Source organism: Enterobacter sp. EC_64 (assembly GCF_019584165.1).
In the GTDB taxonomy this organism is placed as follows: Bacteria; Pseudomonadota; Gammaproteobacteria; order Enterobacterales; family Enterobacteriaceae; genus Enterobacter; species Enterobacter roggenkampii.
Map to the genome: position 1 here is coordinate 53,168 of NZ_VDAS01000011.1, position 25,193 is coordinate 78,360.

22 protein-coding genes and 1 pseudogene are annotated in these 25,193 nt (G+C 57.2%); 15 read left to right on the forward strand and 8 right to left on the reverse strand.

What is annotated here, in order from left to right; genetic code table 11:
* Positions 1–143: 143 nt before the first annotated feature.
* Entirely contained in the window at positions 144–2,474 is a 2,331-nt protein-coding gene (locus tag FHC52_RS11005; protein ID WP_150148273.1) for a Tex family protein, read from the reverse strand.
* An 88-nt stretch (positions 2,475–2,562) separates the two neighbouring features.
* Positions 2,563–3,036: a transcription elongation factor GreB gene (gene greB, locus FHC52_RS11010; protein WP_008503048.1), complete on the reverse strand. Its 474-nt coding sequence runs from the start codon at positions 3,034–3,036 to the stop codon at positions 2,563–2,565.
* Positions 3,037–3,264: 228 nt separating this feature from the next.
* Here greB and ompR point away from each other — a divergent pair, with 228 nt between their 5' ends.
* Positions 3,265–3,984 (forward strand): two-component system response regulator OmpR, encoded by a 720-nt coding sequence (gene ompR, locus FHC52_RS11015; protein ID WP_001157751.1) that lies wholly within the window; start codon positions 3,265–3,267, stop codon positions 3,982–3,984.
* Positions 3,981–5,327: a two-component system sensor histidine kinase EnvZ gene (gene envZ / locus FHC52_RS11020; RefSeq protein ID WP_008503047.1), complete on the forward strand. Its 1,347-nt coding sequence runs from the start codon at positions 3,981–3,983 to the stop codon at positions 5,325–5,327. The genes ompR and envZ overlap by 4 nt, the downstream gene beginning before the upstream one ends.
* A 66-nt stretch (positions 5,328–5,393) precedes the next feature.
* On the opposite strand, the gene pckA is transcribed toward envZ, so the two are convergent.
* From pckA to FHC52_RS11045, 5 genes are all read right to left on the reverse strand, one after another.
* Positions 5,394–7,013, reverse strand: coding sequence for a phosphoenolpyruvate carboxykinase (ATP) (gene pckA / locus FHC52_RS11025; RefSeq protein ID WP_021242192.1), 1,620 nt, complete (start codon positions 7,011–7,013; stop codon positions 5,394–5,396).
* 353 nt (positions 7,014–7,366) lie between these two features.
* Entirely contained in the window at positions 7,367–8,251 is an 885-nt protein-coding gene (hslO, locus tag FHC52_RS11030; protein ID WP_161495995.1) for an Hsp33 family molecular chaperone HslO, read from the reverse strand.
* A gap of 18 nt (positions 8,252–8,269) precedes the next feature.
* The gene (gene hslR, locus FHC52_RS11035) at positions 8,270–8,671 is read right to left on the reverse strand and encodes a ribosome-associated heat shock protein Hsp15 (RefSeq protein WP_008503044.1); all 402 of its coding nucleotides are present in this window, start codon (positions 8,669–8,671) and stop codon (positions 8,270–8,272) included.
* Complete coding sequence (yrfG, locus tag FHC52_RS11040) at positions 8,668–9,351, reverse strand: GMP/IMP nucleotidase (RefSeq protein ID WP_023345033.1); 684 nt, start codon at positions 9,349–9,351, stop codon at positions 8,668–8,670. The genes hslR and yrfG overlap by 4 nt, the downstream gene beginning before the upstream one ends.
* A 67-nt stretch (positions 9,352–9,418) precedes the next feature.
* Complete coding sequence (locus FHC52_RS11045) at positions 9,419–11,554, reverse strand: intracellular growth attenuator family protein (protein ID WP_032653733.1); 2,136 nt, start codon at positions 11,552–11,554, stop codon at positions 9,419–9,421.
* A 324-nt stretch (positions 11,555–11,878) separates the two neighbouring features.
* Between FHC52_RS11045 and nudE the strand changes: the two genes are divergently transcribed.
* Entirely contained in the window at positions 11,879–12,439 is a 561-nt protein-coding gene (gene nudE, locus FHC52_RS11050; protein WP_220420072.1) for an ADP compounds hydrolase NudE, read from the forward strand.
* Positions 12,440–12,519: 80 nt separating this feature from the next.
* Here the strand turns inward: nudE and mrcA are convergent, their stop codons facing one another.
* A complete protein-coding gene (gene mrcA / locus FHC52_RS11055; protein ID WP_023326230.1) occupies positions 12,520–15,072 on the reverse strand; it encodes a peptidoglycan glycosyltransferase/peptidoglycan DD-transpeptidase MrcA in 2,553 nt (850 codons plus the stop codon).
* A 120-nt stretch (positions 15,073–15,192) separates the two neighbouring features.
* On the opposite strand from mrcA, the gene pilM reads away from it, so the two are divergent.
* The 12 genes and pseudogenes from pilM to trpS all read left to right on the forward strand — a co-directional run bounded on the left by pilM (position 15,193) and on the right by trpS (position 25,162).
* Positions 15,193–15,969 (forward strand): pilus assembly protein PilM, encoded by a 777-nt coding sequence (gene pilM / locus FHC52_RS11060; RefSeq protein WP_123923220.1) that lies wholly within the window; start codon positions 15,193–15,195, stop codon positions 15,967–15,969.
* Positions 15,966–16,460 (forward strand): PilN domain-containing protein, encoded by a 495-nt coding sequence (locus FHC52_RS11065; RefSeq protein ID WP_045409130.1) that lies wholly within the window; start codon positions 15,966–15,968, stop codon positions 16,458–16,460. Before pilM ends, FHC52_RS11065 begins: the two co-directional genes overlap by 4 nt.
* Positions 16,461–16,463: 3 nt before the next feature.
* On the forward strand, positions 16,464–16,919 hold the full coding sequence (locus FHC52_RS11070) for a HofO (RefSeq protein ID WP_126288628.1): 456 nt from the start codon (positions 16,464–16,466) through the stop codon (positions 16,917–16,919).
* Positions 16,909–17,313 carry a HofP DNA utilization family protein gene (locus tag FHC52_RS11075; protein ID WP_032664745.1) on the forward strand — a complete coding sequence of 135 codons (405 nt, stop codon included), beginning with the start codon at positions 16,909–16,911 and terminating at the stop codon, positions 17,311–17,313. The genes FHC52_RS11070 and FHC52_RS11075 overlap by 11 nt, the downstream gene beginning before the upstream one ends.
* Positions 17,240–18,464 (forward strand): annotated as a pseudogene (gene hofQ / locus FHC52_RS11080) (DNA uptake porin HofQ). Before FHC52_RS11075 ends, hofQ begins: the two are co-directional and overlap by 74 nt.
* A 286-nt stretch (positions 18,465–18,750) precedes the next feature.
* Entirely contained in the window at positions 18,751–19,272 is a 522-nt protein-coding gene (gene aroK / locus FHC52_RS11085) for a shikimate kinase AroK (protein ID WP_003861630.1), read from the forward strand.
* Between the two features lie 57 nt (positions 19,273–19,329).
* Positions 19,330–20,418 carry a 3-dehydroquinate synthase gene (gene aroB, locus FHC52_RS11090; protein WP_021242200.1) on the forward strand — a complete coding sequence of 363 codons (1,089 nt, stop codon included), beginning with the start codon at positions 19,330–19,332 and terminating at the stop codon, positions 20,416–20,418.
* A gap of 92 nt (positions 20,419–20,510) precedes the next feature.
* The gene (damX, locus tag FHC52_RS11095) at positions 20,511–21,812 is read left to right on the forward strand and encodes a cell division protein DamX (RefSeq protein WP_220420073.1); all 1,302 of its coding nucleotides are present in this window, start codon (positions 20,511–20,513) and stop codon (positions 21,810–21,812) included.
* Between the two features lie 67 nt (positions 21,813–21,879).
* On the forward strand, positions 21,880–22,692 hold the full coding sequence (gene dam, locus FHC52_RS11100) for an adenine-specific DNA-methyltransferase (RefSeq protein ID WP_008503033.1): 813 nt from the start codon (positions 21,880–21,882) through the stop codon (positions 22,690–22,692).
* Between the two features lie 41 nt (positions 22,693–22,733).
* A complete protein-coding gene (rpe, locus tag FHC52_RS11105) occupies positions 22,734–23,411 on the forward strand; it encodes a ribulose-phosphate 3-epimerase (protein WP_008503032.1) in 678 nt (225 codons plus the stop codon).
* Entirely contained in the window at positions 23,404–24,165 is a 762-nt protein-coding gene (gph, locus tag FHC52_RS11110) for a phosphoglycolate phosphatase (RefSeq protein ID WP_220420074.1), read from the forward strand. Before rpe ends, gph begins: the two co-directional genes overlap by 8 nt.
* Positions 24,158–25,162: a tryptophan--tRNA ligase gene (gene trpS, locus FHC52_RS11115; RefSeq protein WP_023298773.1), complete on the forward strand. Its 1,005-nt coding sequence runs from the start codon at positions 24,158–24,160 to the stop codon at positions 25,160–25,162. Before gph ends, trpS begins: the two co-directional genes overlap by 8 nt.
* The last annotated feature ends 31 nt before the right edge of the window (positions 25,163–25,193 follow it).

Below are 25,193 nucleotides of genomic sequence, written 5' to 3' on the forward strand. Positions count from 1 at the left end.
ACGTGGTGATAATTCGTGGTTTAAATATGGCTACACGCTATTTATTTTAATTCCCTGCGGCCTGCTTGCCGGGCGGCACTGCGTTTGCCCGGCCTACAAAACCGTAGGCCCGGTAAGCGTAGCGCCACCGGGCATGTACAACCTTAGCGTTTTTTACCCATCGCGGCCGCCAGCGCATCCATCATCGCGCTGTTGCCTGCAGGCTGGGCGTCACGTCCACGCGGCTTCGCGGCTTTCGCGGCCGGACGCTGCGGCTCGCGGCCCCCGCCGTTGCCGCCGCGGCGCGCGTTGGTGTCACCCGGCTGCTCGTCCAGACGCATGGTCAGGGCGATACGCTTGCGCTGCAGATCCACTTCCAGCACTTTGACCTTCACGATGTCGCCCGCTTTGACCACGGTGTGCGGGTCTTCAACGAACTTGTCGGCAAGGGATGAGATATGGACCAGGCCATCCTGATGCACGCCGATATCCACAAACGCGCCAAAGTTGGTGACGTTGGTCACCGCACCTTCCAGCACCATCCCTGGCAGCAGGTCGTTCATGGTCTCGATACCGTCAGCAAAGGTCGCCGTTTTGAACTCAGGACGCGGATCGCGGCCCGGTTTTTCCAGCTCTTTAATAATGTCGGTAACGGTTGGCACACCAAATTTGTCGTCAGTGAAATCAACGGCTTTCAGGTTGCGCAGGGCGCTGCTGTCGCCCATGAGATCCTTCAGCGCCTGCTGGGTGGCGGCCAGGATGCGTTCCACCACCGGGTACGCTTCCGGGTGAACGGTGGAGGCATCGAGCGGGTTATCGCCGTGGTTGATGCGCAGGAAGCCCGCGCACTGCTCAAACGCTTTTGGCCCCAGACGGCTTACCTTCAGCAGCTGCTGACGGTTCTGGAACTGGCCGTTCTCATCGCGCCAGGCGACGATGTTTTGCGCCATCATGCGGGTTAAGCCCGCTACGCGGGTCAGCAGAGGGACGGAGGCGGTGTTCAGGTCAACGCCAACGGCGTTTACGCAGTCTTCCACCACCGCGTCCAGCTTGCGCGCCAGCTGAGTCTGGCTCACGTCATGCTGATACTGGCCCACGCCGATCGATTTCGGATCGATCTTCACCAGTTCCGCCAGCGGATCCTGCAGGCGGCGAGCGATCGAGACCGCACCGCGCAGGGAAACGTCCAGGTCCGGGAACTCCTGGGCCGCCAGCTCGGACGCAGAATAGACGGACGCCCCGGCCTCGCTGACGATCACTTTCTGCGCCGTCACTTTCGGGAACTGCTTCTGCACGTCGAGATAGAAACGTTCGGTTTCGCGGGACGCCGTACCGTTGCCGATGGCGACAAGTTCGACGTTGTATTTTTCGCACAGCGCCGCCACCACGACGGCCGCTTTCGCTGCCTGGCCGGTGTGCGGATAGATGGTGTCGGTGGCGACCAGCTTGCCGGTGCCGTCAACGACAGCGACTTTTACACCGGTACGCAGACCCGGATCGAGACCCATGGTCGCGCGCAGGCCAGCAGGGGCGGCCATCAGCAGGTCGTGCAGGTTGCGGGCGAAGACGTTGATGGCTTCATCTTCGGCGCGTTCGCGCACGGTGCCCATCAGCTCGGTTTCGAGGTGCATCAGCACCTTGATGCGCCAGGTCCAGCTCACCACGCCTTTGCGCCAGCTGTCAGCCGGGGCGTTGTTCAGGCGCAGGCCAAGATGGTCGATGATGATCTGCTCGCAGTGGCTCTCTTTCGGCGGCTCGTCAAACTGCGGGTCGGCGTTCAGGGAGAGCTGCAGCACGCCTTCGTTACGGCCGCGGAACATTGCCAGCGCGCGGTGGGAAGGGGTGGTGGAAATCGGTTCGTGGTGATCGAAGTAGTCGCGGAATTTCGCGCCTTCTTCCTCTTTACCCGCGACGACGGTAGAGACGATGTGGGCGTTCTTCCACAGATAATCACGCACTTTAGCGAGGAGGGCGGCATCTTCAGCGAAGCGCTCCATCAGAATGTAGCGTGCGCCGTCGAGGGCGGCCTTGGTGTCCGCTACGCCTTTGTCGGCGTCGATGAATTTCGCCGCTTCGGTATCCGGATCGTGGGACGGCTCGTTCCACAACAGGTCGGCCAGCGGCTCAAGACCCGCTTCAATTGCAATCTGTCCGCGCGTGCGGCGCTTCGGCTTGTACGGCAGATAGAGGTCTTCGAGTTCGGTTTTGCTCAGGGTGCCATTGATGGCGCTTTCCAGTTCGCTGGTCAGCTTGCCCTGTTCGCCGATGGATTTGAGGATCGCCTGACGACGTTCTTCCAGTTCGCGCAGATAACCGAGACGGGTTTCCAGGTTACGCAGCTGCGTGTCATCCAGACCGCCGGTGACTTCCTTACGATAGCGTGCAATAAACGGCACGGTGTTCCCTTCATCAAGCAGGCGAACGGCAGCTTCTACCTGTTCGGCTCTGGCCTGAAGTTCACCCGCAATAATGCGGCAGAGCGAATCTTTCATCATGGCTTTATCATCTGTTGAGTCGAAAAAATCAGGGGATAGTTATACGGGCTGACACGGCAAAATGCCAGCCGGGGAGGGCGCTCTCGGACTATTTTACGTAGACGATCTCATTAACGTACCAGCTGGCTTCACCGGCTGGGGTTTGCACGACGGCCAGATCGCCCACTTCCTTTTTCAGCAGCGCGCGGGCCATCGGGGAGTCGATGGAGATGTAATCCTTACGACCAAAAATTTCATCGTAGCCGACGATGCGAAAACGCAGGGTGTCACCGTCGTCGTTTTCAATCTCCACCCACGCGCCGAAGAAGACTTTGCCCTCCTGCTGCGGGGAGTAATCGACGATTTTCAGGTTCTCAAGGCACTTCGTCAGATAGCGTACACGGCGGTCAATTTCGCGCAGCCGCTTCTTGTTGTACTGGTAGTCAGCGTTTTCGCTGCGATCGCCCAGGCTCGCGGCCCAGGTCACCTTTTTGGTCACCTCAGGACGCTCTTCGCGCCAGAGGAAATCCATCTCTTTTTTGAGCTTCTCGTACCCTTCGCGGGTGATCAGGGGCGTTTTCATGGTGCTGCCTTTGCTGCCGGTTCTCTGTTTTGCGCACAATACGTACCACACAGTGTAACAGACAGGATTAATAATAATTTATGTGGTGAAATGAAAAGATAAGCTGCTGTTAAATATGCTTTGTAACAATTTCGACTAGAATTTATACCAGAATTAACTGGTCGAATACGTGCACTTTTTTAGAATACGCTGTTACAAAGACTATCCGAACCTTTGGGAGTACACACAATGCAAGAAAACTATAAAATTCTGGTCGTGGATGACGACATGCGCCTGCGTGCGCTGCTGGAGCGTTATCTGACCGAGCAGGGCTTCCAGGTTCGCAGCGTCGCGAACGCTGAGCAAATGGATCGTCTGTTGACCCGTGAATCTTTCCATCTGATGGTTCTCGACCTGATGCTGCCAGGCGAAGACGGGCTCTCTATCTGCCGCCGTCTGCGCAGCCAGAGCAACCCGATGCCGATCATTATGGTAACGGCGAAGGGCGAAGAAGTTGACCGTATCGTGGGCCTCGAAATCGGCGCCGACGACTACATTCCAAAACCGTTTAACCCGCGTGAACTGCTGGCGCGCATTCGCGCCGTGCTGCGCCGTCAGGCGAACGAGCTGCCGGGCGCACCGTCGCAGGAAGAAGCCGTTATTGCCTTCGGCAAGTTCAAGCTGAACCTCGGCACGCGCGAAATGTTCCGTGAAGACGAGCCAATGCCGCTCACCAGCGGCGAGTTCGCGGTGCTGAAAGCGCTGGTCAGCCACCCGCGTGAACCGCTCTCCCGCGACAAGCTGATGAACCTGGCGCGCGGTCGCGAATACTCCGCAATGGAACGCTCTATCGACGTGCAGATCTCCCGTCTGCGCCGCATGGTGGAAGAAGATCCGGCGCATCCTCGTTATATTCAGACCGTATGGGGTCTGGGCTACGTGTTCGTCCCGGACGGCTCTAAAGCATGAGGCGAATGCGCTTCTCGCCGCGAAGCTCGTTTGCCCGCACCCTGTTACTGATCGTCACCCTGCTGTTCGTCAGCCTGGTGACGACCTACCTGGTGGTGCTGAACTTTGCGATCCTGCCGAGCCTCCAGCAGTTTAATAAGGTCCTGGCCTACGAAGTGCGTATGCTGATGACCGATAAGCTGCAGCTGGAGGACGGCACGCAGCTGGTTGTTCCCCCGGCGTTTCGTCGTGAAATCTACCGTGAACTGGGCATCTCGCTCTATTCGAATGAAGCGGCGGAAGACGCGGGTCTGCGCTGGGCGCAGCACTATGAATTCCTCAGCCAGCAGATGGCGCAGCAGCTGGGTGGCCCGACGGAAGTGCGCGTCGAGGTCAACAAAAGCTCGCCCGTTGTCTGGCTGAAAACCTGGCTGTCACCCAACATCTGGGTGCGCGTCCCGCTGACCGAAATCCATCAGGGCGATTTCTCGCCGCTGTTCCGCTATACCCTGGCGATTATGCTGCTGGCGATAGGCGGAGCCTGGCTGTTTATCCGAATACAAAACCGACCGCTGGTCGACCTGGAGCACGCTGCGCTGCAGGTCGGTAAAGGCATTATTCCTCCTCCGCTGCGTGAGTATGGCGCCTCGGAAGTCCGCTCGGTGACGCGTGCGTTTAACCATATGGCGGCAGGCGTGAAGCAGCTGGCGGATGACCGTACGCTGCTGATGGCGGGCGTGAGCCATGACCTGCGCACCCCCCTGACGCGTATTCGTCTGGCGACGGAGATGATGGGGGAAGAGGACGGTTATCTCGCCGAGTCCATCAACAAGGACATCGAAGAGTGCAACGCCATCATCGAGCAGTTCATCGACTACCTGCGCACCGGCCAGGAGATGCCGATGGAAATGGCGGACCTGAACGCGGTGCTGGGTGAAGTGGTGGCGGCAGAAAGCGGCTACGAGCGTGAAATTGATACTGACCTTCAGGCCGGTGAAATTCAGGTTCGTATGCACCCGCTCTCCATTAAGCGCGCGGTGGCGAACATGGTGGTCAACGCGGCGCGCTACGGTAACGGCTGGATCAAAGTTAGCAGCGGGTCTGAACTCAACCGCGCCTGGTTCCAGGTGGAAGACGACGGTCCGGGCATCAAGCCCGAGCAGCGTAAGCATCTGTTTCAGCCGTTTGTGCGCGGCGACAGCGCGCGCAGCACCAGCGGTACGGGCTTAGGCCTGGCGATTGTGCAGCGTATTGTGGATAACCATAACGGGTTGCTGGAGATTGGTACCAGCGAGCGGGGTGGATTGAGCATTCGCGCCTGGTTGCCGGTTCCGGTCACGCGGGGGCAGGTGAAAGAGAGTTGAAAAAAGGGTGGCACGAGCCACCCTTTTTTGCAGGTCGGGTAAGGCGAAGCCGCCACCCGACATGGACTACAGTTTTGGACCCGCGCTCACCAGCGCAGCACCCGCCGGGGTATCGGTATACTTCTCGAAGTTCTCGATAAACAGCTTCGCCAGCGATTCCGCTTTCTCGCGCCACTGTTCAGGCGAACCGTACGTATTGCGCGGGTCGAGGATATGCGTATCCACACCCGGCAGCGACGTTGGGATCGCCAGGTCAAACATCGGCAGCGTGAAGGTTTCGGCGTCGTCCAGAGAACCATCCAGAATAGCGTCGATAATGGCGCGGGTATCTTTGATGGAGATACGTTTGCCGGTGCCGTTCCAGCCGGTGTTCACCAGGTATGCCTGCGCGCCGGATGCCTGCATGCGTTTCACCAGCACTTCAGCGTACTGCGTCGGGTGCAGCGACAGGAAGGCTGCGCCGAAGCAGGCGGAGAAGGTTGGGGTTGGCTCCGTCACGCCGCGCTCGGTACCCGCCAGCTTGGCGGTGAAACCGGAGAGGAAGTGGTACTGCGTCTGGCTGGCCGTCAGGCGAGACACCGGCGGCAGCACGCCAAACGCATCCGCCGTCAGGAAAATAACCTTCGTGGCATGACCCGCTTTTGACACCGGCTTCACGATGTTGTCGATGTGGTAGATGGGGTAAGAGACGCGGGTGTTTTCCGTTTTCGACGCATCGTCGAAGTCGATGGAGCCGTCGGCACGCACGGTGACGTTTTCCAGCAGCGCATCGCGACGGATCGCGTGGAAGATATCCGGCTCGGCCTCTTCAGACAGGCGAATGGTCTTCGCGTAGCAGCCGCCTTCAAAGTTGAATACGCCGTCGTCATCCCAGCCGTGTTCGTCATCACCAATCAGACGACGTTTTGGATCGGTAGACAGGGTGGTTTTCCCGGTGCCGGACAGGCCGAAGAAGACCGCCACGTCGCCTTTTTCACCGACGTTAGCCGAGCAGTGCATGGAGGCGATGCCCCGCAGCGGCAGCAGGTAGTTCATGACCGAGAACATCCCTTTCTTCATTTCGCCGCCGTACCAGGTACCGCCGATCAGCTGGATACGCTCGGTCAGGTTGAAGGCAACAAAGTTTTCGGAGTTCAGACCCTGCTCTTTCCACTGTGGGTTGGTGCATTTCGCGCCGTTCATCACGATGAAATCAGGGGTGAAGTCCTGCAGCTCTTCGTCGGTTGGACGAATAAACATGTTTTTCACGAAATGCGCCTGCCAGGCCACTTCGGTGATAAAACGTACGGAGAGACGGGTGTCGGCATTAGCGCCGCAGAAAGCGTCGACAATAAACAAACGCTTGCCGGAAAGTTGATGGGTGACGAGCCCTTTCAGGTGCTGCCAGGTTTCCGGAGAGAGCGGTTTGTTGTCGTTCTTCCCTTTGCCCTTGTCAGCCCACCACAGCGTATCGCGGGTGGTTTCGTCTCGGACGATATACTTATCTTTCGGCGAACGACCGGTAAAAATACCGGTATCGACGGCGATAGCACCAAGGTTCGTCAACACACCGCGCTCGTATCCTTCCAGTGCTGGATTGAGCTCTTCCTGATACAGCGTATCGTAGTCGGGGTTGTAGACGACTTCCTGGACGTCGTGAATACCATAAGCCTTGAGATCTTGCGGGGTTAAACCAGTAACACGCATATCACTGCTCCTTAGCCAATATGTACTGCCTGAAATTGTAGGGTTTTTCTGAGGTTGTTTACCGCGACGGGGCTCATAGATTCACGCATCTGGACAAAACCCTTACTAACGGAAAACGCTGCGACTCCAGTCACAGCGCAGGCGGATTATCGCAGGAATCGCTTTTTTGTTGGGGAAAATGTTCCGAAAAGGTTAAAGGCTGGTGATTTTATCGGAAAGAATGTGAATGTAATCGCATACACGTAAGAAAATTACGTAAGAGTTACATTGGGAAAACGATTCAGCTTGGGGGGTGTTTTTTACCCCTCAACCCAGCCCTCTTCCCAAACGGAAGAGGGTGAGGGGAAAGAGGTTTAGTGAACCTGCGGATCCGCCGGGGAGGCGTTGTTGCGGATCTCAGCGATATCCATCGAATTGAACACATAGTGCGTACCGCAGTAGTCACAGTGCATATCAATTTCGCCGTCTTCCGCCATGATGCTGTCGATCTCTTCATCCGGCAGGGTTTTCAGTGCGCCAGCGCAGCGCTCGCGGGAGCAGGTGCACTTAAACTCCACGGACTGCGGGTCGTAGACGGTCACTTCTTCTTCGTGGTACAGACGCCACAGCACGTCGGTCGCCGACAGGTTGAACAGCTCTTCCGCCTTGATGGTTTCGGTCAGTGTTGCCAGGTGCTCGAAATCATTGGTCTGCGCGTCCTGCGCAGGCAGAACCTGCAGCAGCATGCCGCCAGCAGCAGGCTGACCGTCCACTTCACCGGTGCGGATGAAGAGACGCGTCGGCAGCTGTTCAGAACGCATGAAGTAATCTTCCAGGCAGGCTGCCAGGGTATCGCCTTCCAGACCGACCACGCCCTGATAGCGTTCACCTTCCTCCGGGGAGATGGTGATCACCAGGTAGCCATTACCTACCAGCGTTTTGAGGTCAGCATTTTCAGGCACGTCGCCCTGAACGCGCGCCACGCCGCGCATCTGCTGCTGGTTATTGCCGTTGATCACCGCCAGCGTCATCGGGCCGTCACCCTGCAGCTGCACGGTGATATCGCCGGCAAACTTCAGCGTTGCGGTCAGCAGGCTGGTGGCAACCAGCAGTTCGCCCAACAGGGTCTTCACCGGCAGCGGGTAGTTGTGGTTTTCCAGAATCTGTTTCCAGGTTTCGGATACGGTGACCAGCTCGCCGCGCACGGCGAATTGTTCAAACAGATAGCGGTGTAATTGGTCGTGTTGGGCCATTTTCATCTCTCGTGCGGGTGAGGGTTACTCGCTCTCACCGTGTTTAAATTTCATCAGATCGCGGCGCTCTTTTTTATCCGGTCGCCGGTCCGGGTGGGGCATGGTCAGCGCATTCATTTTGCGCGCCAGCGCGGTCTTCTCGCGCTTTTCAATGCTTTCCGCCGTCTCTTCATAAAGCAGGACGGCTTCCGGGGCGGGCCGTCGTTGTTCGGTAATGGCTTTAATCACTACCGTACGTTCATCGTTGCCCTGACGCAGCGTTAAGGTGGCATTCAGCTCAACCAGCTTGCTTGGTTTGCTGCGCTGGCCGTTGTAATGCACCTTTCCGCCGTCAATCATCTCGCGGGCAAGGGCGCGCGTTTTATAAAAACGCGCCGCCCACAGCCATTTATCCAGTCTTACCCCGTCAGAGGGTTTTTCTTTCATGGCCTCTCCTTCACGGTCAGTGAGGGGATCATCTGGCGGTAGTCGTTCAGTCCCGGGTGGCGCAGATAGCTTTTTTCAGCCAGGCCAGAGTCAGGATTGGTGACGCCCAGACAATAGCGAATGCCAAACCTTGCCGCGGAATCCAGAATGGGCTCGCTGTCGTCAATGAACAGCGTACGTTCCGGCTGCAAGCCCGTCTCTTCCGTCACCGCATGCCACAACCGCTGATCCTCTTTCGGATAACCAAATGTGTGGGTGGAAAGTAATAAATCAAGGTGTGATGCCAGACCCGTATGCTCCAGCTTCACGGCCAGGTTATGGGGATGCGCATTGGTCAGCAAAATACGGCGTTTGCCGCTGGCTTTCAGCGCATCCAGGAACGGAACCGTATCCTCGCGCAGCACGGCGCGTGGACCCTGGGCGGTGGTCATGGCACAAATATCCAGACCGAGGCGCTCGCTCCAGTAGTCCAGACAGTACCAGTTTAGCGTATGTTGCACGGCGCTATATTGCGAACGAATGAATGCCTGCGCTTCTGCCGGGGAGATTCCCTGCTGCTCGCCATAGGTTTCCGGCACCAGCGTTTGCCAGAAATAGTTATCAAAGGCGAGATCGAGCAGCGTGCCGTCCATATCCAGCAGAACGGTGTCGACCTGCTGCCAGTCGATATCAAGATGCATAGGGGGGAACTCCAGCCAGAAGAATCGTGCGCGACAGGGTAGCACATCTTGTCGCGCAACGACGTTATCAGATCAGGCTCTCAGAGGAGGGGATCAGCTTAGGATTGAGGCAATTTTCATAATATTGCTGGATCTCTGCAAGCCGGGTGCGCGAGCGCTGGTAGCGTCGCAGGGCCATAAAGCCGTTCCAGAAAATGGCGATCAGCATCGCGGTCATCAGCAGAGAGGTGCCGATGTAGCGCCATAAACCTGCGCTATCCGGCATCCGGTGCAGGCCGATATGGCGCGTGCCGTTGGCGTCGGTATAAACACTCGTGACAATCCCTTCTGCGCTGAACGGCGTTTGCATTAGCATCTGCGCCAGGCGCTGGAACTGGCTCCACTGCTCCTGCGCCGGGTAGTCATAAAGCGCAACCTGTGGGTAAGGCTGATCGACCAGGTCGCTGCCTTCATCGCTTGCAATCACAAAGCCTCCCGGTGCCGGGCTGTTCAGCGCCTGAGCCGCCCGGGTGGTTTCGCGCATCATAAACGGTGATGTGGAGGTGGCGACCAGGTTATCCAGCGATTCAGCACTCACCGGACGCAGCAGCACGTTGACGCCATCCAGTCGTCCCGCTTCGGCGCGCTTTACCAGCGAGTCCCAGTCTTTACTGTTCCCCAGGTTGACCAGGGCATTTTTAAGACGTATGCACTCATCCTGCGAAGAACAGAGATCCTGCGTTTTCAGAACGATGTCACCAAAATCATCCAGCAGAACCATGCCTGATTTTTGAATGGCCGAACGCAGTGCGGGACTAACGCGTGAATCATCGTCCGGTTTCGGGTGCAGCTGGCGGTTAACCGTCTGGGTAAGCGCCGTGGCTTTATTCACCACTTCGGATTCCGGCAGCGGCAGCGGCGGTGCGTCGTTCCAGATAATTTGCGAGCAATCGAAAGGCATGAACGGCGAGTTCTGGCGCGTGTTCCATGCCCCTGGGGTGTGAATATTACACATCCCGGTTCCCTTCAGGCGCAGCGTGTCCCCCACGCGCACACCGGCTTCATCCAGCTTGTTGACGCTGGTCGCTTCAATGGTTTGCGCCCCTTTGATCCACGACAGGGTGAATTTGATGGGCATATCCAGCGGCACGAAAAGCAGCAGCATGACTAAGACCAGCGCCGCGCCCCCGGCAATGACCGTGCTGCGAAGCCAGTGCTGAAGCGGGAAATTTTTCACTTCATCATGCAGGGATAAGAAGCGTCCCTGACGCACGACGTGGCGGTCAAGGTAGATATCAATATCGGTTTTCTGGCCTAGATCCTGCGCGATCCACGGTTGCCAGTGGCGCGGGTAAATCAGGTCAATAATCCCGAGCGAGATATTGTTGAGGTGTTCCTGATCGTTTTCACCGAACAGACCCCAGCGCTTTGGCGTCCCGCGCAGGCAGTGGATCTCGCGCAACGAGGTTTTGGCCGGCGGAGCAAAGAGCCCCCAAAGCCCGCCCGCCAGCAGCAGCACCGCACCGCCCGCCAGCCAGGGGACAAACACATCCGGCGTCAGCAGGCAGAAAAAAAAGAGCAGGAAGGCGGCGACGATCAGCAGGGCTTCACGAATGCCGTCCGGGCGGCTCAGGGCGTACTCTTCATGCGTCTCCTGGCGAATGTTCAGCAGTTCGATCTGCTCTGTCTCTTCACCACGAATAGAAGCCTGCGTCGAACTGGCGCGTTCCAGCGCAAAACGCGGGGCTTCCTGAAGATATTCATTCAGCGTGTGACCGTTAAGCGAGATAACCAGAGGCAATGAATCGGTGTGAATCAGCTCAACGCTGTTTTCGTCATTAATGTATTGCTCCCAGGACGGAGGGAGATGCACTTCGACGGAATCCAGGTAATAGCGCCACTTGTTGGGGTCATCAGTCGTGATGCCATAGCGCGTGATGGAGCGCGTCACGCAGAGCACGGTATCACTCTGCGCATTAAGCTTTAACGCCACGGGCGCAGCGGTGGCACCCGTTGGCCCAGGCGTGAGCTGAGTACGGTTCAGGATTTCGAGATAGTTTTCAACCGCATCGCGCTCGTCTTGCGTGAGTTTACGCGTGGTCGCGCCCGCAAATGCAGTTAAAAAAGGCAGGCGATAACGGCGCTGTACGCGGCGCCTGTACAACCACCCTGCAACCAATGCGCCGGCCAGCATAGCAGCGAGAACAATCAAAATGGTGCTCATGCTTTCCCCATCTTACTTATCTTCTTACAGGTGTAGTCAGTAGCACCTTTACATTGAATGAGAGTCTGTGGCTGGCTATCGGCAAGTATGGAGTCGAACTTGAGCATTCTGAAGCGCATCCCAGTGACCGGTGATGATAGCAAAGCCTGTTATGGCGCGATATCAGCAAATTCCTGGAAACATTTCAACCTCTTGACATTTGTTTTGAATTGAGGATTGATCCCTGCTACGTTGCATAAATGTAAATAAAGAACGATTGACATTGCCGAAACCGTGCGGCGTATCGCACAATAACGCCAGTTCTCACTGCTAAGACCCATCACGATGAGCAAACCACTACAAAAACCCACCATTCTGAATGTTGAAACAGTCGCCAAATCGCGCCTGTTTAATGTCGAAAGTGTGGATCTGGAGTTCAGCAACGGTGTGCGTCGCGTTTATGAACGTATGCGCCCCTCGTCGCGCGAAGCGGTGATGATTGTGCCGATTGTCGACGATCATCTGATTTTGATCCACGAATACGCTGTGGGAACGGAATCTTACGAGCTTGGGTTCTCAAAAGGGCTGATCGACCCGGGCGAAACCGTCTTTGAAGCGGCAAACCGCGAGCTGAAAGAAGAGGTGGGGTTCGGGGCGAATGAGCTTTCATTCCTGAAAAAACTGAGCATGGCGCCGTCCTATTTTTCCAGCAAAATGAATATCGTGGTGGCGGAAGATCTCTATCCTGAATCGCTGGAAGGGGATGAGCCGGAGCCGCTGCCGCAGGTTCGCTGGCCGCTGGCGCACCTGATGGACCTCCTGGAAGACCCTGACTTTAATGAGGCTCGCAACGTGAGCGCGCTGTTCCTGGTACGGGAGTGGTTGAAAGGGCAGGGGCGACTGTAGCCCATAAAAAATGCCGGGTGGCGGCTTCGCCTGACCCGGCCTACGCTGTGTTGCCCGGTTTTTACCGGGCATTTTTACATTTAGAACAGCTCGTGCGTTTCGCCGTTATCGATAATCTCTGTACCCACCTCATGCACCGCCTGTGTGGTTGGCTGTGTGCCCTCGATGAAATACTCCTCGCGACTATTACCGCCGTTGGCGAGCTGGCCCGTGCTGCGGTCGATATTGACCGTCACCACGCCAGGCGGTGGCGTCAGCGGCTGCTCCGGCACGCCTTCAAGAACGGCCTTCATGTAGGCGTCCCAGGCTGGCTGCGCGCTCTTCGCGCCGCCTTCGTAGCCGGAAATCTGATCTTTAATCGCGCCGGAGGCCGTGGTACGCCCTAAATCGCGGCGGTGATCGTCGAAGCCGATCCAGACCGAGGTCACCACGCCCGGACCGTAACCGGAGAACCACGCGTCTTTCGAGCTGTTGGTTGTCCCCGTTTTACCGCCGATATCATGGCGCTGCAGATCGCGTCCTGCGCGCCAGCCGGTACCCTGCCAGCCTGGCTCACCGAAGATGTTGGTGTTCAGCGCGCTTTTGATCAGGAAAGACAGCGGCGTGTTGATCACATGCGGGGCGTATTCCTGCGCGCCGGTCTGCGCCACCAGCGCCTGGTTCGCCTGCTCGAGCTGCGGCTGCGGCACCACGCCGTTCTGCTGCTCCTGCGACACGGCAGGGTCTTCCATGTCCTTGTTTTCAAGTACTTCAGATTTCGGCGTATTGCCATAAATGACCGGAATATCGCAGTCAGGGCAGGCAATTTTCGGCTTCGCCTCGAACAGCACGCCGCCCTGATCGTTCTCGATCTTGCTGATGAAGTACGGGTCAATCAGGAAGCCGCCGTTGGCCATCACCGAGTATCCACGCGCGACCTGAAGCGGCGTAAAGGAGGCTGAGCCTAACGCCAGCGACTCGGTGCGAACGATGTTCTGCGCCGGGAAACCGAAGCGCTGCAGATACTCTGCGGCATAGTCGACGCCCATGGCGCGCATGGCACGCACCATCACCACGTTTTTCGACTGTCCCAGACCCTGACGAAGACGAATCGGGCCGGCATATTCCGCAGGGGAGTTTTTAGGCTGCCAGTCGGAACCCGCCCCCGCATCCCAGCGGGAGATTGGCACGTCGTTGAGGATGCTGGCGAGGGTCAGGCCCTTATCCATCGCGGCCGTGTAGAGGAACGGTTTGATATTCGAACCGACCTGACGCAGCGCCTGGGTGGCGCGGTTAAATTTGCTCTGGTTGAAATCGAACCCGCCGACCAGGGCCAGTACAGCGCCGTTCTGCGGATTGATAGAAACCAGGGCCGAGTTGACGTCCGGCACCTGCGCCAGCCACCAGGATTCGCCAACCTTGCGCACCCAGATTTGCTGCCCGGTCTGTACCGCATCGGTCACTTTACGCGGCGTGGCGCCCTGCAGGGTATCCGAGCGGTACGGACGCGCCCAACGGATACCGTCCATGCGCAGGGAGACGGACGTACCGTCCGCCAGCGTTGCAACGGCTTCCTGAGGATCGGCCTGCGTCACCACGGCAGGAAGGAGCGGCCCGTAGGTAGGCAGTGCTCTCAGCGTACTGATGATTTTTTTGCTGTCCCACGCGCTTTCGCCCACCTTCCAGAGCACGTTTGACGGGCCGCGATAGCCGTGACGCATATCGTAGTCCATCACGTTGTTGCGCACCGCGTCCTGCGCCGCCTGCTGCACTTTACGGGTGACGGTGGTGTACACGCGATAGCCATCTTCATAGGCCTTGTCGCCATAACGGTTCACCATCTCCTGGCGAACCATTTCGGTCAGGTAAGGCGCAGAGAAGGCGATCTCCGGGGCGTGGTAGTTAGCGTCAATGACGTCGTTGCGCGCCTGGTCGTACTCGCTCTGGCTGATATAGCCTTCGCTCAGCATACGTGACAGGACGACGTTACGACGCGCGGTGGCGCGATCGAGCGAGTAGAGCGGGTTAAAGGTGGACGGCGCTTTTGGCAGACCGGCGATGGTGGCCATTTCGCTTAAGGTGAGTTGCTCAACAGGCTTACCGAAGTACACCTGCGCGGCCGCCCCCACGCCATAGGCACGGTAGCCCAGGTAGATTTTATTGAGGTACAGCTCAAGGATCTCGTCTTTGCTCAGCAGCTGCTCAATACGGATCGCCAGGAACACCTCTTTGATCTTACGGGTCAGCGTCTTTTCAGGGCTGAGGAAGAAGTTACGTGCCAGCTGCTGCGTAATGGTACTCGCCCCCTGAGAGGCGTGACCAGAGAACAACGCAATGCTCGCGGCACGGAAAATCCCCACCGGATCGACACCGTGATGCTCGTAAAAACGGCTGTCCTCCGTGGCGATAAAGGCTTTCACCATCACGGGTGGAATTTGGTTTAAGGTCAGCGGGATACGACGCTTCTCGCCATACTGCGCCATGAGCTCGCCATCGGCGCTATAGACCTGCATCGGGATCTGGAGACGCACATCGCGAAGCGTAGCGACATCAGGTAGCTGTGGCTCAATATATTTGTACAAACCGTAAATCGAGCCTGCTCCCAGCAGAATGCAACAGACTGCAAGGATGAATAAATACTTTACGAACTTCACCGGAGATTTCCCATTTGGTTTCACTTGGGCAGTTTCTAAACAATCGCGCGGTAGTATAAAGGCAAGCCTGATTCATTGATATAGCCGTCAGGGCGACGGACGATAAGGAGATCGTGAAGCATGGCCTTCAAAACATGGCAAACGGGCGTTCATATTCAACAGGATAGGGTGCTGATCGTGGCGCTGGACCGGGAGAAGTCCGGCTGGCGTCTGCGGCGCTGGTGGGCAATCCCGCTGGGCGAAGGCATCATTCGTGACGGCAAAATTTGCCAGCCAGAACAGCTGGTTGATGCGTTGCGCGACTGGCGAAAAACGCTGCCGCACGCTCATCGGGTGTTCCTCTCTTTCCCGGCAGCACGTACCCTGCAGCGGTCGCTTCCCCGCCCGACCGTTGCGCTGCGCGACAGCGAGCAGCTCTCATGGCTGGGTAGCGCGCTCGCCCGCGAACTGGAGATGTCTGCCGATACCCTCTGTTTCGATTACGCCCAGGATACCTTCAGCAATACCTTCCACGTGACGGCCGCACAAAACAACGAGGTCGATACCCTTCTGGCGCTGGCGAAAACGCTGCGTTTGCGGCTGGTGACCATTACCCCGGATGCCAGCGCGCTGACGAATCTTCTTCCCGCAGTGGCGCCAGCGAAGTGCGTCGCCTGGCGGGACGATCGGCAGTGGCTCTGGGCGATGCGCCACCAGTGGGGACGCCGCTTAACTGCCGAAGCAGAAAACGTGGCCGAGCTGGCGGCGCTACTGGCGCTTGGTCCGGATGACATCGCGCTGTTTGATTGCCAACGTGATCCGTGGGAAATCCTGGAACGCTGCCATGCACCGCTGCCGGAATGCGGGGCTGATTATACCGTCGCGCTGGCGTTGGCCATGAGCGAGGTGCCCGGATGAGCATCCTGAATTTTCTGCCCTGGCGACAGCAGCGGCGCGCGCGATGCCTGCGTTTCTGGGGCGCAATGTGTATCGGCACAGTACTGTTGATGTTCGTAGTCATTGTTTGTCTGCGGATGAACCAGTTCGTGAAACTGCGCGCGCTGCAAACGGATCTGACGGGAATGCAGTCCGTGCAGCACGCGCTTGTCGCCCGGCAAAAACTGGCCGCACAGGCGCAGCTACCCGTGCAAACCAGGCAACGACGCGCATGGCAACCGGTGCTGGCCTCCCTTTCCCGCGCCATTCCTTCACAGGTCTGGCTGACAGAGCTGCGCTATCAGCCGCCTGCGCTGATATTGACCGGTTACGCTATCACCCTGCCGGCCCTCTCTACTCTGCGCGATGCGCTTGGCCAAATAGCGGGCTTTACGCCCGGGACGCCGGGCGAGCTTCGTCAGGATAGTCGGGGGCACTGGCTGTTTACGCTTCATCTCAAAAGCGAGGGGTAACGCGTGAATACCTTGTTAGAACGCTGGTGCGAAAGCCGTCCCTGGCATCGGCTACTCTGCTGGTGCCTGGGGAGTCTCCTGGCAGGACTGGTCGCGTGGGGGGCGTTGCTCAGACCGATAGACAAGCAGTGTGCTGAACAACAACGCCAGCTGATTGAAGATGTAAGCACTAACGCATCGTTATGGCCTGCCGTCAGAAAGGGGCCGTTTCGTCCGGACGCTGCGAAGGCTCGGGCGCTGACGCCGTTCTCCCCGCTCAATTTTCAGGGCGATGAGACGACGCTGGTTCACTGGAAGCCGCTGCAGAATGGAGGGGAGCTGACGCTGGATGCGGAGTGGCAGGCCATTCCAGCGCTTTTTTCCCGGCTGGCACAGCAGGATGTGGAGATCGCCGCTTTCGCAATTGCGCCACAAGGTACGGCGTTACGCCTGCAGCTGGAGCTGGAACATGCGAAATAGCGCGCGATGTTTGCTGGTTTGCTCAGTGCTGCTATTGACCGGTATGCGCGATCCGTTTCGTCCTCCGGACGATCCTTGCGCCATTGGCGAGCTGGCGCAGTGGCGCTTTCGCGGCCTGGTGGAAGGGCAGGAGACTATCGGCATTTTACAGGATGGGGAAAAGCGCTGGCACCGGCTGAAAATGCATGAGCGCTTCCCGGCTGGCTGGAGGATAACCGCCGTCAATGCAGCGGAGCTGGCGGTTGATGTGGGTGACACCTGTGACCCGGGAAAATGGACGTGGCAACGAGAAGGAACGGACAAAAATGAATTTACGGATAATGCTGTGGCTGCTGGCGTTCAGCCAACCGCTGTGGGCCGCCGCGCCAAAACCGGTCACGCTGGTGGTGGATGACGTGCCTGTGGTCCAGGTGTTACAGGCCCTGGTCGCACAGGAGAACCGTAATCTGGTGGTATCGCCTGATGTCAGCGGTACGCTTTCGCTTAACCTGACGCACGTTCCCTGGAGGCAGGCGTTACGGACGGTCGTCTCCAGCGCCGGACTCGTCTTGCGCGAGGAGGGCGGTATTTTTTATGTGCATACCGCGGCCTGGCAGCGTGAACAGCGGGAGCGTTCAGAACAGGAACAGGCGCGTCGACAGCTTGATGCCCCGCTGGTCACTCAGGGCATTCCCTTTTCTTATGCGGATGCCGGGGAGCTGCAAAAAGCCGCGGAAAAACTCCTGAGCCCAAAGGGGAGTTTATCCGTCGACAAACGTACTAACCGTCTGCTGATTCGGGATAACCAGGCTGCGGTGGATACGCTGCAGCGCTGGGCCGCGGAGATGGATATTCCCGTCGAGCAGGTCGAACTGGCGGCGCATATTGTGACCATCAACGAAAAAAGCCTGCGCGAGCTGGGGGTGAAGTGGAATCTCGCCGACGCTACCGACGCGGGCAAGGTGGGGCAGCTCACGACGCTGGGCAGCGATCTTTCTGTTGCCAGCGCCACCAGCCACGTGGGGTTTAATATCGGTCGGATTAACGGCAGGTTGCTTGATCTGGAACTTTCAGCGCTGGAGCAAAAACAGCAGGTCGATATTATCGCCAGCCCGCGGCTGTTGGCCTCGCATATGCAACCTGCCAGCATTAAGCAGGGCAGTGAGATCCCGTATCAGGTCTCAAGCGGGGGAAAGCGGCGCCACCTCCGTTGAGTTTAAAGAGGCGGTACTCGGAATGGAGGTCACACCGGTAGTATTGCCGAGGGGACGCGTGCGCCTGAAATTACACATCAGCGAAAATATGCCGGGACAGGTTCTGCAGCAGGCCGATGGCGAAACGCTGGCTATCGATAAGCAGGAGATCGAAACCCAGGTGGAGGTAAAAAGTGGAGAAACGCTGGCGTTGGGCGGAATATTTTCCCAGAAGAACAAAACCGGCACTGACAGCGTACCGGGGCTTGGGAGCATCCCGTGGATTGGGTCGCTTTTCCGCCATGACGGGAAAGACAACGAACGGCGTGAATTAGTGGTGTTTATTACACCACGTCTGGTCGGTATTCGCTGACGGGTAACGATCCCCGCAATGATTTTGCATTCAGTTTGTTGCAGATGTTTGACGTGGGGCATGAATTAGCATACAAGGAGTACCGATTTGAGTTGGACTTACGTCTTATTACCTTATGCGCCCGGCGCGGTGATTTAATCAGTTGCCAAACAAGCCGGAGTATTGAGATAATTTTTAGTCTGACTCTCGCTCTATTGCATATGAGGTTTCAGTTCATGTCCTGCTACGCCGGGTGTCTGCGAAGCGGGGATTACCATTAACGAATAGTCTTAGTAGTACCGATAAAATGGCAGAGAAACGCAATATCTTTCTGGTTGGGCCTATGGGTGCCGGCAAAAGCACTATTGGGCGTCAGTTAGCTCAACAACTCAATATGGAATTTTACGATTCTGATCAAGAGATTGAGAAACGAACCGGAGCTGATGTGGGCTGGGTTTTCGACGTAGAAGGCGAAGAAGGTTTCCGTGACCGAGAAGAAAAAGTGATCAACGAACTCACGGAAAAACAGGGCATCGTTCTGGCAACAGGCGGCGGCTCTGTGAAATCTCGCGAAACCCGCAACCGTCTCTCCGCCCGTGGCGTAGTGGTCTATCTTGAGACGACCATTGAGAAACAGCTGGCACGTACGCAGCGCGATAAAAAGCGCCCGCTGCTGCAGGTTGAAACGCCACCACGCGAAGTTCTGGAAGCGTTGGCCGATGAACGCAATCCGCTGTATGAAGAGATTGCCGATGTGACCATTCGTACCGACGACCAGAGCGCTAAAGTGGTTGCAAACCAGATTATTCATATGCTGGAAAGCAACTGATTCTGGCTTTATATACACTCGCCTGCGGGTAATAGCATTAAAGGTGGATGTCGCGTCATGGAGAGGATTACAGTTACTCTCGGGGAACGTAGTTACCCTATCACCATCGCGGCTGGTTTGTTTAACGACCCAGCTTCCTTTTTACCACTGAAAGCGGGTGATCAGGCGATGCTGGTCACCAACGAGACGCTGGCTCCGCTTTATCTCGACCGCGTACGCCACCTGCTTGAGCAGGCGGGCGTAAAAGTCGACAGTGTGATTCTCCCCGATGGCGAGCAGTATAAAAGCCTGACGGTACTGGATACCGTCTTTACCGCATTGCTGCAAAAACCGCATGGTCGCGATACAACACTGCTTGCCCTGGGCGGCGGTGTTGTGGGCGATCTGACCGGCTTTGCGGCCGCAAGCTATCAGCGTGGTGTCCGCTTTATTCAAATCCCTACCACGCTGCTGTCCCAGGTCGACTCCTCTGTCGGTGGCAAAACGGCAGTCAACCATCCGCTCGGCAAAAACATGATTGGCGCGTTCTACCAGCCCGCATCGGTGGTGGTGGATCTCGACTGTCTGAAAACCCTGCCGAAGCGCGAACTGGCTTCGGGTCTGGCGGAAGTGATCAAATACGGCATTATTCTGGACGGCGAGTTCTTTAACTGGCTTGAAGAGAATATGGATGCGCTGCTGGGCCTCGATGAGGCAAAACTGGCATACTGCATTCGTCGTTGCTGTGAGCTGAAAGCAGAAGTTGTTGCCGCAGACGAGCGTGAAACGGGCTTACGTGCTTTACTGAATCTTGGGCATACGTTTGGTCACGCGATTGAAGCCGAAATGGGTTACGGCAACTGGCTGCACGGTGAAGCCGTCGCGGCCGGCATGGTGATGGCTGCCCGCACCTCTGAACGCCTTGGGCAGTTCAAACCGGAAGAGACGGCACGTATCATTGCGCTGCTTGAGCGTGCAGGTTTGCCGGTGAACGGGCCGCAGGAGATGTCGGCGCAAGCGTATTTACCCCACATGATGCGCGATAAAAAAGTATTGGCAGGTGAGATGCGTCTTGTACTCCCGCTTGCAATAGGGAAGAGTGAAGTGCGCGGCGGAGTGCCGCACGATGTCGTTCTTGGCGCTATCGCTGACTGTCAGCAGGCGTAACAACTAGAAAGGTCAGGCCACTGTCGCAGGTGGTCGTTTAGCTTCAGGTGAAATGCAAAGTCGTTGGCATAAGCCTTTGAGTGGGGTGTTAAATGGATGAATTCAAACCAGAAGACGAGCTGAAACCCGATCCCAGCGATCGTCGTACTGGTCGTTCTCGTCAATCTTCAGAACGTGATAACGAGCCGCAGATCAACTTTGACGATGTTGATCTGGATGCAGACGATCGTCGCCCTTCGCGCAGCCGCAGCGCGCACGAAGAGCGAGCAGAAGAGGATTATGAGTCCGAAGAAGATTCAATGGACGAACAGCCTGTAGAGCGTCGCCCGCGTAAACGTAAAAAAGCCGCTGCGCCAAAACCGGCTTCCCGCCAGTACATTATGATGGGCCTTGGCGTTCTGGTGCTTGTGCTGCTGATTGTCGGCATTGGCTCCGCGCTTAAAGCACCGTCAACGAACTCAACCGAGCAAACGGCTTCCGCTGAGAAGAGCATCAGCCTTTCCGGTAACGATGCGTCCAATCAGGCGAATGGCGCACAGCCAGCGCCGGGTGCTACTTCCGCAGAGCAGACCGCCGGTAACACCACAGCGCCGCAGGATGTTTCTCTGCCGCCCGTTTCTTCAACCCCAGCTCAGGGTCAGGCACCTGTTGCGCCAGAAGGTCAGCAGCGTGTGGAAGTTCAGGGAGACCTGAACAATGCGCTGACGCAGCCGCAGAACCAGCAGCAGGTTGATAACGTCGTGGTTAACTCTACGCTGCCAACTGAACCTGCAACCGTTGCCCCGATTCGCGGCGGTAACGCTCAGCCGCAAACGGCCGCGACGGAAACCAAACCGCACCAGACGCAGACTACAACACGTCCTGAGCGTAAGCAGGCAGTGATTGAGCCTAAGCGTGAAACCAAACCTCAGGCAGTGGTAAAAGCGCCTGAAGTGAAAGCCGTACCGGCCCAGCCGAAACGCACGGAAACGGCTGCGGTGAGCGAGCCTGCTAAAGCGCCCGTCACGCAGACTGCGCCGAAAGCCACGGCGACCACCACGGCACCGGCTGCCACAGCGGCACCAGCCGCGACGGCAACCGCATCCAGCAGCGCGGCAGGTAAAACGGCAGGTAACGTCGGTTCGCTGAAGTCTGCGCCTTCCAGCAACTACACGCTGCAGCTGAGCAGTTCGTCTAACTACGACAACCTCAACAGCTGGGCGAAGAAATCAAATCTGAAAAACTATGTTGTTTATCAGACGACCCGTAACGGTCAGCCGTGGTATGTGCTGGTGAGCGGTGTTTATTCGTCAAAAGATGAAGCAAAACGTGCCGTAGCGGCGCTGCCAGCTGACGTTCAGGCGAAGAACCCATGGGCGAAGCCGATTCATCAGGTTCAGGCCGATCTGAAGTAATGTTTAAAGCGCAGGATGCTGTCGGAGCTTTCTCCACAGCCGGAGAAGGTGTAATCAGTTAGTCAGCATGAAAAAAAATCGCGCTTTTCTGAAATGGGCAGGGGGGAAATACCCCCTGCTCGATGATATTAAAAAGCACCTGCCTGAAGGCGAGTGTCTTATCGAACCTTTCGTGGGTGCGGGATCGGTGTTCCTCAACACCGATTTTTCTCGTTATATCCTGGCGGATATCAACAGCGACCTTATCAGCCTCTATAACATCGTTAAGCTCCGTACCGATGAGTATGTCGCAGAGGCGCGCAAGCTGTTTACGCCCGAGAACAATAATCCGGACGTTTACTACCAGTTCCGCGCGGAGTTTAACCAGAGTCAGGATCCGTTCCGCAGAGCCCTGCTGTTCCTCTATCTTAATCGTCATGGTTACAACGGCCTGTGCCGGTATAACCTGCGCGGGGAATTTAACGTGCCGTTTGGTCGCTACAAGCGCCCGTATTTCCCACAGGACGAGCTTTATCACTTTGCTGAAAAAGCGCAGAACGCGGAGTTTCATTGCCTCTCCTATGAAGAGTGTATGGAACTGGCAGGCGTCAATTCGGTGGTTTACTGTGACCCCCCATACGCGCCGCTGTCTGCGACGGCGAACTTCACCGCCTACCACACCAACAGCTTCAGCCCTGCCGAGCAGGCGCGTCTGGCGGAGATGGCGGAAAAGCTGGTCAGCAAAAGAATTCCGGTGTTAATTTCGAATCACGACACGCCTGATACGCGCGAATGGTACAAAGCCGCGAAGCATTTTCAGGTTAAGGTGCGGCGTAGCATTAGCAGCAACGGCGGCACACGTAAAAAGGTGGACGAACTCCTGGCTCTTTATCGCCCCTGAGCCGTTTTGCCCGCCGGTAAACACATTTCAAGGAGAAGCGGATGAAACAGTTTTTGATTGCTCCCTCAATTCTGTCGGCCGATTTTGCCCGCCTGGGTGAAGATACCGCCAACGCACTGGCGGCTGGCGCGGATGTCGTCCATTTCGACGTGATGGATAACCACTACGTTCCTAACCTGACCATCGGTCCGATGGTGCTCAAGGCGCTGCGTAACTATGGCATTACCGCCCCGATCGACGTTCACCTGATGGTGAAACCGGTTGATCGCATCGTGCCTGACTTCGCCGCGGCGGGTGCCAGCATCATCACCTTCCATCCGGAAGCCTCTGAACATGTGGATCGCACGCTGCAGCTTATCAAAGAGAACGGCTGTAAAGCGGGTCTGGTGTTTAACCCGGCCACGCCGCTGAGCTATCTCGACTATGTCATGGATAAGCTGGACGTGATCCTGCTGATGTCCGTTAACCCCGGTTTTGGCGGCCAGTCATTCATTCCTCACACGCTGGATAAGCTGCGTGAAGTCCGCCGTCGTATCGACGAGTCAGGCTACGACATTCGTCTGGAAGTAGACGGCGGCGTGAAAGTGAATAACATTGGTGAAATTGCGGCGGCAGGCGCGGATATGTTCGTTGCTGGTTCAGCCATTTTCGACCAACCGGATTATAAAAAAGTCATTGATGAAATGCGCCGCGAGCTGGCGAAGGTAAGTCATGGATAAATTACAGGCTATTCGGGGTGTGGCATTCGACCTCGACGGCACGCTGGTTGACAGCGCGCCGGGCTTAACGAGCGCCGTCGACCAGGCGCTGTATGCACTTGAACTCCCCGTTGCGGGTGAAGAGCGCGTCGTCACGTGGATTGGCAACGGCGCCGATGTTCTGATGGCGCGCGCGTTGACGTGGGCGCGTCAGGAGCGTGCGTCGCAGCGTTCCGCCCAGGGTAAACCGAGCGTCGATCACGCGGATATCCCGCAGGAAGAGCAGCTGCGTATTCTGCGCAAACTGTTCGATCGTTTCTATGAAGAGACCGTCGAGGAGGGCAGCTTCCTGTTCCCTGACGTTCAGGAAACGCTGAGCGCGCTGCACGCGAAGGGCATCCCGCTGGGTCTGGTGACCAACAAACCCACGCCGTTTGTCGCACCGCTGCTGGAAGCGCTCAATATCTCGAAGTATTTCTCCGTGATTGTGGGCGGCGACGACGTGCAGAACAAAAAGCCCCATCCGGAACCGCTGCTGCTGGTGGCAGGAAAATTATCCTTAACGCCTGCGGAGCTGCTCTTTGTCGGCGATTCCCGCAATGATATTCTGGCTGCCCGCGCGGCCGGGTGTCCTTCCGTGGGGTTAACCTATGGCTACAACTACGGTGAAGCCATCACGCTGAGTGAGCCGGACGTCGTTTTCGACCACTTCAAAGATTTGTTGCCCGCACTCGGGCTTTCGCACAGTGAACATCAGGAATTGAACAATGACTAAGCCCATCGTTTTTAGTGGCGCACAGCCTTCAGGTGAATTGACCATTGGTAACTACATGGGCGCGTTACGTCAGTGGGTCAGCATGCAGGATGACTACCATTGCATTTACTGCATCGTCGATCTCCATGCGATTACCGCCCGTCAGGATCCTGAGAAGCTGCGCAAAGCCACGCTGGACACCCTGGCGCTGTATCTGGCCTGCGGCATCGATCCAGAGAAGAGCACCATCTTCGTTCAGTCTCACGTGCCGGAGCACGCGCAGCTGGGCTGGGCGCTGAACTGCTACACCTATTTCGGCGAGCTGAGCCGCATGACGCAGTTCAAGGATAAATCCGCGCGCTACTCTGAAAACATCAACGCCGGCCTGTTTGACTATCCGGTGCTGATGGCGGCAGACATCCTGCTGTACCAGACTAACCAGGTTCCTGTCGGCGAAGATCAGAAGCAGCACCTGGAGCTGAGCCGCGATATCGCCCAGCGCTTCAACGCGCTCTACGGCGATGTGTTTAAAGTACCAGAGCCATTTATTCCGAAGTCCGGCGCACGCGTAATGTCGCTGCTGGAGCCGACCAAGAAGATGTCCAAGTCTGACGATAACCGCAACAACGTTATCGGCCTGCTGGAAGATCCGAAATCGGTTGTCAAAAAGCTCAAGCGCGCGGTCACGGACTCCGACGAGCCGCCTGTTGTGCGCTACGACGTGCAGAACAAAGCGGGCGTCTCCAACCTGCTGGATATCCTCTCGGGCGTCACCGGCCAGAGCATCCCTGAGCTGGAAAAACACTTCGAAGGCAAGATGTACGGCCACCTGAAAGGCGAAGTGGCAGATGCCGTTTCCGGCATGCTTACCGAGCTGCAGGAGCGTTATCACCGCTACCGTAACGACGAAGCGTTCCTGCAGAAAGTGATGAAAGAGGGGGCGGAAAAAGCCAGCGCGCGCGCGTCCGAAACCCTGAAAGCGGTGTATGAAGCGATTGGGTTTGTGGCGAAACCTTAAGCCGCTGTGCCGGGGGGCGGCTTCGCCTTAC

Coding starts and splice junctions, on each gene's coding strand:
- envZ (WP_008503047.1), top strand. CDS start 3,981: ATGAGGCGAATGCGCTTCTCGCCGCGAAGCTCGTTTGCCCGCACCCTG.
- trpS (WP_023298773.1), top strand. CDS start 24,158: ATGACTAAGCCCATCGTTTTTAGTGGCGCACAGCCTTCAGGTGAATTG.
- FHC52_RS11005 (WP_150148273.1), bottom strand. CDS start 2,474: ATGATGAAAGATTCGCTCTGCCGCATTATTGCGGGTGAACTTCAGGCC.
- gph (WP_220420074.1), top strand. CDS start 23,404: ATGGATAAATTACAGGCTATTCGGGGTGTGGCATTCGACCTCGACGGC.
- greB (WP_008503048.1), bottom strand. CDS start 3,036: ATGAAAACGCCCCTGATCACCCGCGAAGGGTACGAGAAGCTCAAAAAA.
- rpe (WP_008503032.1), top strand. CDS start 22,734: ATGAAACAGTTTTTGATTGCTCCCTCAATTCTGTCGGCCGATTTTGCC.
- dam (WP_008503033.1), top strand. CDS start 21,880: ATGAAAAAAAATCGCGCTTTTCTGAAATGGGCAGGGGGGAAATACCCC.
- hslO (WP_161495995.1), bottom strand. CDS start 8,251: ATGAAAATGGCCCAACACGACCAATTACACCGCTATCTGTTTGAACAA.
- yrfG (WP_023345033.1), bottom strand. CDS start 9,351: ATGCATCTTGATATCGACTGGCAGCAGGTCGACACCGTTCTGCTGGAT.
- pilM (WP_123923220.1), top strand. CDS start 15,193: ATGGCCTTCAAAACATGGCAAACGGGCGTTCATATTCAACAGGATAGG.
- ompR (WP_001157751.1), top strand. CDS start 3,265: ATGCAAGAAAACTATAAAATTCTGGTCGTGGATGACGACATGCGCCTG.
- FHC52_RS11045 (WP_032653733.1), bottom strand. CDS start 11,554: ATGAGCACCATTTTGATTGTTCTCGCTGCTATGCTGGCCGGCGCATTG.
- nudE (WP_220420072.1), top strand. CDS start 11,879: ATGAGCAAACCACTACAAAAACCCACCATTCTGAATGTTGAAACAGTC.
- hslR (WP_008503044.1), bottom strand. CDS start 8,671: ATGAAAGAAAAACCCTCTGACGGGGTAAGACTGGATAAATGGCTGTGG.
- pckA (WP_021242192.1), bottom strand. CDS start 7,013: ATGCGTGTTACTGGTTTAACCCCGCAAGATCTCAAGGCTTATGGTATT.
- FHC52_RS11075 (WP_032664745.1), top strand. CDS start 16,909: ATGCGAAATAGCGCGCGATGTTTGCTGGTTTGCTCAGTGCTGCTATTG.
- damX (WP_220420073.1), top strand. CDS start 20,511: ATGGATGAATTCAAACCAGAAGACGAGCTGAAACCCGATCCCAGCGAT.
- aroK (WP_003861630.1), top strand. CDS start 18,751: ATGGCAGAGAAACGCAATATCTTTCTGGTTGGGCCTATGGGTGCCGGC.
- FHC52_RS11065 (WP_045409130.1), top strand. CDS start 15,966: ATGAGCATCCTGAATTTTCTGCCCTGGCGACAGCAGCGGCGCGCGCGA.
- aroB (WP_021242200.1), top strand. CDS start 19,330: ATGGAGAGGATTACAGTTACTCTCGGGGAACGTAGTTACCCTATCACC.